Genomic DNA, 6,551 nt, shown 5'->3' with positions numbered 1-6,551 from the left:
CATTCGTTTCAACAATTACGTAATCTGCCCCGCAGGCTTCCCGCGCACAGCGGAGAAACTGAGCAAGGCCGGATATAACGTGGTTGAGATCAACAATTCAGAATGCGCCAAGCTTGATGGCGGCATGTCGTGTTCATCCCTTAGGTTTTGATGGAAGTATAAAGACTAACTGCCATTGATGCATAGCAACTCGCCGCGATAAAAAAGAGTGCTGCGCGAACACAGCACTCTTTTGAACTTATTGACCTAGCTAAGTATCCAAACTTTAAAAACTGATTGTCGCACCGAACTTGATACCCGCCCGATTGGTATCGCTCGCGCCCACAGTCAAAGATCGGCTCATGTCGATTTCAGAGTGAAGCGTAATACCATTGCTGATCTGATAGTTCACACCCAACGAAACATTAGCCGCGTTGTAATCACGAGCAGCCAATCCGCCGCCAAACGTCGCCCCGGCGAGCGAAGTAACACCAATCGTGGACAATGTCCCTGTCTCGCTCACGCGTTCAAACGAAAGCCCGCCCGTGAATTCAAGATCGGAGCGCACCCGAAACAGTGCATCGAGGCCAAGGCGTACCTTGTTAACCTTAGAGTTCTGCCCTGTGACCGTTCCGAAAAACGTACCGCCCGTTTCTGTATAACCCGCAAGGCTGGACGAATGACTGGAGACACCTGCAAAGGGCGTCAGGATAAGGTTTTCGCTGATTTTAAACCCGTAACCGATACGGCCCTGAAGGCCAGTATAGGTTCCAGATGTTGTCCCGCTTGAGGTTTCTGTCGCCGCTCCATTGAGATAGTTTCGATCAATCTTGGCATCCAAGTTCAAACGGCTTGCGGCAAACATCAATTCGATACCTGTCGGCGCGGGGGCGTAGGTCACCCAAATGCCAGCACCCAAAGCGTTTAATGTAGAGGACGATCCAAGCGCGCTGGTGGTTGTGGTCTGGTTCGCCGCCAAAGCGCCAAGTCCGAAACGCAGGCCGATGCTGCGTGCATTGGCCATGACGCCGATCCCGCCATACGCGACATCGCGCGAGGAGACGGATGTATCAAGCATTTTGCTGCCCTCGCCAAACGCAAAGCCTGCATAGCTCAATCCGCCAAGCGCCGGACCCTGCGTTGAAACGGTCGTGGAGCCGCCGCCAAGGTCGTAGTTCAGGCCTGCAAACTCAAGGCCGTTGTCGATGCCTTGGCCCGATGTCCCTGCGATACGCGAGGTATTTGAGACAGAATTAGCAGAGGTCGTAAAATCGTTCACAAACAGGACACCCGTTCGCGTAGATGCAGATGTTGTCGGCGCTGCTGGGTTAACCGCAACTGGATCCTGATAGACTGCAATATAGGCTTCGATGCCTGCTGCTGTTGTCGCTTCGCCGACAATAAACTTTCCGTCCGCAGAAATTTCATTCGCAGTGCCGAGCTTAATACCCGTCATGTCGACATTCTTTGCGACCAGCAAATCCTGCAAAGACTTAATGCCTGTCTCTTGCGTCCAGCGAAACGCAACCTCGCCAGCATTGGTAGAGCCTTGACCAACGACAATCATACCGTCGTCAGACACCGCATTGGCAAGAGAGCGGGTGCCATTTGGAAGTTGGCCCAAAGCGACCATTCCCCCCGCTTGGGTCCAACGAAACGCCTCTTGGTTGAAAGCGGCCGTCCTGCCATATCCAACGATGACCGATCCGTCTTTGTTGGTATCATTGGCAACCGAATGGACCTGGCCACCAGCAAGATCGCCAATCGAAACCATTCCACCCGCACTTGTCCAGCGATAGGCTTCTTTATCATTGCCCGTGCCTGTTTCACTGGAGCCAACAATGACCGTGCCATCGCCCGAAACACCATTTGCGTCACTGCTTGTTCCGGTGCCTAGAAAGCCCAATCCGGTCATACCCGCAGGGTCGCCTTCGGCCCATCGAAAGGCTTCATTTCCAATCGCTGACGAGGACTGACCCACAACGATTTTACCATCGTCAGACACATCAAGCGCGAGACTAAAGTCTTTACCGCCTGCAAGATCACCAAGGGTTTCAACGGGCTTTCCAACGCTCCACCGCGTCGCGAAAAATCCTGCTGCACTACTACTACCGCCCACAACGATAGAGCCATCTGCCGACACGCCGTTCGCATAGCTGTCAACAATTCCGCCCGGCAGAGCCCCGAGCGAGACCATGCCGCCTGCGCTAGTCCACCTAAACGGCAGCGAGCCCACGCTCAAAACGTTCCCCATTCCACCGCCCAGATTGACCGTGACAGCGCCGCTACTTGTGCCGATTGCAAGGGAGCCATCATCAGAAATGCCGTTCGCAGCGGCGCGCACTTGCCCATTGGGCAAATCACCAATGTTCGTGATCGAGTAGCTTTGAGCGCTCGCGCCCGTCACCGCGAAGAGACCGACGACCAAAGCAAGCGCAGAGACTTGACCTTTGCGCGCAAAGCGGCCCGACGGAGTTTGAAAAGAAATGAGATTTGCGTTCGACATGAAGCCGTCCTTTAACCGAAATTCCCCAGGTGGCTTGGCGTTTGACCTCGACATTACCCAACGAGGCCACCCGATCAAGCGTTTTTTGCCCCGCGCGGTGTCTGCGGTCGCGGAAACAACCCGGGTCGGTCGGATCGAGCCGCGACTCCTTGCCGTGCTGGCGCGGATGTTGTGGATGGTCGTGAAGGCGATGACACGATCACTGGCGGGGCCGAAGCTGACTCGATCGAGGGCGGCCTTGGCGCTGATATTCTTTATGGCGGCACGGTCGATGGTCCCGACGACGGGGCGGAGGACACGCTCAACGGCGGCGAGGGGGATGATGAGATCAACCTTGGCAATACCGATATCGCAACGGGGGGCGCTGGCGCCGATACTTTCGTGCGCTCGGACACGCTCACAAGCCGCGCATTGATTACAGATTTCGATGGGAGCGAAGACGTTATAGTCGTGCAGCATCAAAGCGATACGCCGCCAACACTGGTAACGCAGACGATCGCGACGGACGGTGTGATCCTAGAGTTTTCCGACGGCAGCCAGATCGAACTTGAAGGCTTAACCGAAGCTGTTGATGAAACCCTTATCAGTTTTCTGGATATTCGCGTAACCTAAGTCCGTTGAATGCTTGACCCTTCGCCGCGGATTGAGCACCGTTAGGTGAAAACGTGCGAAAGGGTCGAAATGCCAGCGGTATTTGTCAGCGAGATAGAAGAAATAACACGAACCGCGCTGGTTGCGCACGGAGCCAGCGCTAGCGTGGCGGCTGAAATGGCACGCGCCGTTGCATGGGCCGAAGCGCGCAACAACCGGATTTGCGGGCTGTATTATGTCGAAAGCTATTGTCAGCAACTGCATTCCGGCCGCGTCGATGGCACGGTCACACCTGTCGTTACGCGTCCTTTGGCCTCTCGCGTTGAAGTCGACGCAGGCAACGGGTTTGCCCAACCTGCATTCGCAACCGCACTGGAGCAAGCCATTGATGCCGCGAAAGAAACAGGCACAGCCACAGTCGCTATCCACCACGCGCATACCTGCACAGCCTTGGGGTATTTCACCGAAAAAGCAGCCCTAAAAGGCATGATCGCGATTGGCATGACCAATGCCTCCCCCATTGTCGCCCCGCCGGGCGGTAAAACGCGGGTCATAGGCACCAACCCGATGTCGTTTGCGGTGCCGGATGGCAAAGGCGGCGTTGCAATGGCATTCGATCAATCCACAACCAGCGTTGCGTTGGGGCGGATCACAATGGCCAAAGCCGCGGGCGAAGCGATCCCGGAAGGCTGGGCCGTGGACGCCAATGGCACACCTACGACCGACCCTGATGCGGCCCTCAAAGGCTCGCTCACCTCCTTGGGCGGGCTTGAACAAGGCTACAAAGGTTGGGGTCTTGGCCTTATGGTCGAATTGCTCGCCTCTGGAATGACGGGCGGCTTGGCGAGCCGCGATGTAAAGCCGCTCAAAGCGCCGACCGGCGCGCCGCACGGGTTGGGGCAGTTCTTTATGCTGATTGATCCAAGCGCCAGCGCTGCATTCTATGACCGCCTTGCCGCCCTGAGCGCTGCCGCGAGCGAGGATGAAGGCACACGTATGCCCGGGCAGAACAAACGCCTGCAAGATCCTGTCGAGGTGCCCGAAGCCCTTTGGGATCTGATGCTTTCTTTGACGGATGGGCCTGCTCACGCAGATGTGTGATGAAACGGAACGGCGCTTGCGCCAAGTATGGAGAATGAAACACATTCTTCCATTGGCCTTCATCGCCTCGCTCATCGCCGTTCCTGCCGTCAACGCAGAACAATTGTCGTTTAATTCTTCATGGAAAGAGCAGAAATTCTCGCTGTTTTCCAAGAATAAATATAACTTCAAAGGCACAGCGCTTGGTGTGCAATCAGAAGGCGCGGTATCCATGGCTTATTGCGCAGTGCCAGAAGGTCTTTGGGACACTTCAACCGCGTCGTGGAACTGGAGCGTCGATCAGTCGGTTCCTGCGACGGACCTGCGCAAGAAAGGCGGCGATGATCGCAATCTGGCACTCTATGTTGTGTTCTTGCCTGAAGCCGAAGCGCAAAAGCTGAAAGGTGCGGGCATTCGCAAACTCCTTGGCTCTGACGCGGCGCGGGTGCTGGTCTATGTCTAGGGCGGCAATCATGGGCGCGGTAAAGTGTTGGCCAGCCCCTACCTTGGCAATCGTGGTAAAACCGTTGTGCTGCGCGATGCTGGCACGGGGCGACATTCCGAAAGCGTCAACCTGGCCAGCGATTACAAACGTGCGTTTGGTGGAACAAAAGGGGCCGTTGTGGGCATCGCAATTTCTGCCGATAGCGACGATACAGCAAGCGCGGTCCGTGGCAGCATTTCGAACCTTGCGCTGAACTAGGCCAGTTGCGTCAGGTAGACCCCGAAAGCCATCAAAGCGATTCCGCCTGCGCGCGTTAACGAAAGCGGGTTTAGCTGGGCGCCGAACAATGCGAAATGATCGATTGCGGCGGCGCTCATCAATTGGCCGAGCAACACGAAAAACACCGCATTTCCGACCCCGAATTTCGGGGCGATGAAGGTAATCGAAAGCACATAGAAAGCGATCAGAACTCCTGCGAGGAACAGGTGTTTGGGCGCGCTTGCGATGCTCGCCTCTGGCTTGAATCCGCCAAGCATAAACACCAAGGCTGCGCTACAAAAAGCAATCGCAAACAACATGACCGAGGCCGCAACAGGCGAGCCGATCTTGGAGCCAAGGGCGGCATTCAAAGCGGCCAGAATTGGAATGCCGATCCCGGCGCAAAGCATCACAAAAGCATAGGTGGATGTGGGCATCACATGGTCCCTTTCAAAGCTGCATTTGAGATGGATCAAGGCACGGCGTTTGCACTGGTGCAAGGCTGAACACGAACAAAAGGGGAGGCAGACATGCAAAAGACATGGATCACGATAGCGCTGACGGGGGCAATGGCCATGATGGCGGGGGCCTGCGTGAAGGAAGCGCCGATCAGCGGCAAGCGGCTTTATTCCGAGAATTGCGCGGCCTGCCATGGGCCCAAAGGGCAGGGGGATGGCCCGTTTGCCAAGGACCTGATTATGCCGCCTGCGGATCTGACTGCGCTAAGCGAAAACAATGGCGGCACGTTTCCACGCAACTATGTGATTTCGACAATGGATGGCTATGCGCGCGGCGAACATTTCAGCGGCGCGATGCCTGAATTTGGTGTGAAACTCGCAGGGTCCGATGTGATAATGGAAACGGGCGACGGTGTGGTGACGCCGACGCCTAAAGCCCTGGTCGCACTGGCGGATTATCTGGAAAGCCTTCAGGGCACGTAGAAGGTTGCCGTCGCGGTTGCGATTTCTTTTTCCGACGGCTCTGCGATCATCACCGCGCGGGTAAAAATCATCGCCTTGCCCGCGCGCACGACACTTGCTTCGCATCTGACATGGGTCCCGACACCGGGGCGCAGGAAAACGGTGTCGAGGTTGGTTGTCGCCACTGGCTTGACTTTGCCGTAGTGCGCGAAACAGGCGAAGACCATGATCGTATCCGCCATCGCGGCAAGCGCCTGACCCGAGAGGATATCGCCCATGCGGGTGAGATCATCGGTGATGGGCATGCGCGCCGTGGCCTTGCCCGCGCTTATGTCCGTGAACGTGAGGTCCAACGCCCGCACCCAAGGCGCGAAGTTTTCATCGAGGAAGGCTTGCGCGTCTTGTGGGGTCATTTGATTTTCTCTGGTGTGGTGCGTGATATCACGCACCTTACGTTTAGGTCCGTGCGGTTTGCAATGCTGGGTGCATCTGGGCCGGAATAGCAACGCAGTTGCCCGGCCAGCGCCAGACCAGCCGCTAGGGCTGGCGCTTTTGCGACGGTTGCAATTCCCGTGGAAGGCGTGTTCGGATTATGCTGGGATAAAGTGAGGAGTTCTGACTGTGGAGCGCCTGCCCACTGGTCTGGTGCGGGCGTCACCTTATTGTTGCAGAGGATTTTTTCACATTGAAACCTGTAAAGCCAAACGAATGTAGCGCTGCTGAAACTTCGGCTTTTTGATTGGGGGATTTTGGACCAAGCACAACCTCAGTA

5 protein-coding genes and 3 pseudogenes are annotated in these 6,551 nt (G+C 56.3%); 5 read left to right on the top strand and 3 right to left on the bottom strand.

What is annotated here, in order from left to right; all coding sequences use genetic code 11:
• A pseudogene (locus WBC85_RS06665) lies at nt 1–151 on the top strand (dimethylarginine dimethylaminohydrolase); the annotation flags it as partial.
• A gap of 114 nt (nt 152–265) precedes the next feature.
• Here WBC85_RS06665 and WBC85_RS06660 read toward each other — a convergent pair.
• The gene (locus tag WBC85_RS06660) at nt 266–2,485 is read right to left on the bottom strand and encodes an autotransporter domain-containing protein (RefSeq protein WP_424434225.1); all 2,220 of its coding nucleotides are present in this window, start codon (nt 2,483–2,485) and stop codon (nt 266–268) included.
• A gap of 165 nt (nt 2,486–2,650) precedes the next feature.
• On the opposite strand from WBC85_RS06660, the pseudogene WBC85_RS06655 reads away from it, so the two are divergent.
• The 3 genes and pseudogenes from WBC85_RS06655 to WBC85_RS06645 all read left to right on the top strand — a co-directional run.
• Nucleotides 2,651–3,097: pseudogene (locus WBC85_RS06655) on the top strand (hypothetical protein); the annotation flags it as partial.
• Nucleotides 3,098–3,166: 69 nt separating this feature from the next.
• Nucleotides 3,167–4,177, top strand: coding sequence for an Ldh family oxidoreductase (locus tag WBC85_RS06650; protein WP_424434222.1), 1,011 nt, complete (start codon nt 3,167–3,169; stop codon nt 4,175–4,177).
• A pseudogene (locus tag WBC85_RS06645) lies at nt 4,152–4,859 on the top strand (DUF3047 domain-containing protein). The gene WBC85_RS06650 and the pseudogene WBC85_RS06645 overlap by 26 nt, the downstream one beginning before the upstream one ends.
• Here the strand turns inward: WBC85_RS06645 and WBC85_RS06640 are convergent.
• On the bottom strand, nt 4,856–5,296 hold the full coding sequence (locus tag WBC85_RS06640; protein WP_424434219.1) for a DMT family transporter: 441 nt from the start codon (nt 5,294–5,296) through the stop codon (nt 4,856–4,858). The pseudogene WBC85_RS06645 and the gene WBC85_RS06640 sit on opposite strands and share 4 nt — an antisense overlap.
• 93 nt (nt 5,297–5,389) lie before the next feature.
• Between WBC85_RS06640 and WBC85_RS06635 the strand changes: the two genes are divergently transcribed.
• The gene (locus WBC85_RS06635) at nt 5,390–5,800 is read left to right on the top strand and encodes a c-type cytochrome (RefSeq protein ID WP_424434216.1); all 411 of its coding nucleotides are present in this window, start codon (nt 5,390–5,392) and stop codon (nt 5,798–5,800) included.
• Here the strand turns inward: WBC85_RS06635 and WBC85_RS06630 are convergent.
• Nucleotides 5,788–6,192 carry a PaaI family thioesterase gene (locus WBC85_RS06630; protein WP_424434213.1) on the bottom strand — a complete coding sequence of 135 codons (405 nt, stop codon included), beginning with the start codon at nt 6,190–6,192 and terminating at the stop codon, nt 5,788–5,790. The genes WBC85_RS06635 and WBC85_RS06630 overlap by 13 nt on opposite strands.
• Nucleotides 6,193–6,551: the final 359 nt, after the last annotated feature.

Source organism: Planktotalea sp. (genome assembly GCF_049680325.1).
Taxonomy (GTDB): domain Bacteria; phylum Pseudomonadota; class Alphaproteobacteria; order Rhodobacterales; family Rhodobacteraceae; genus Planktotalea.
Note: the sequence above shows the minus strand (reverse complement) of the source record. Positions and strands in the feature narration are given on the sequence as shown.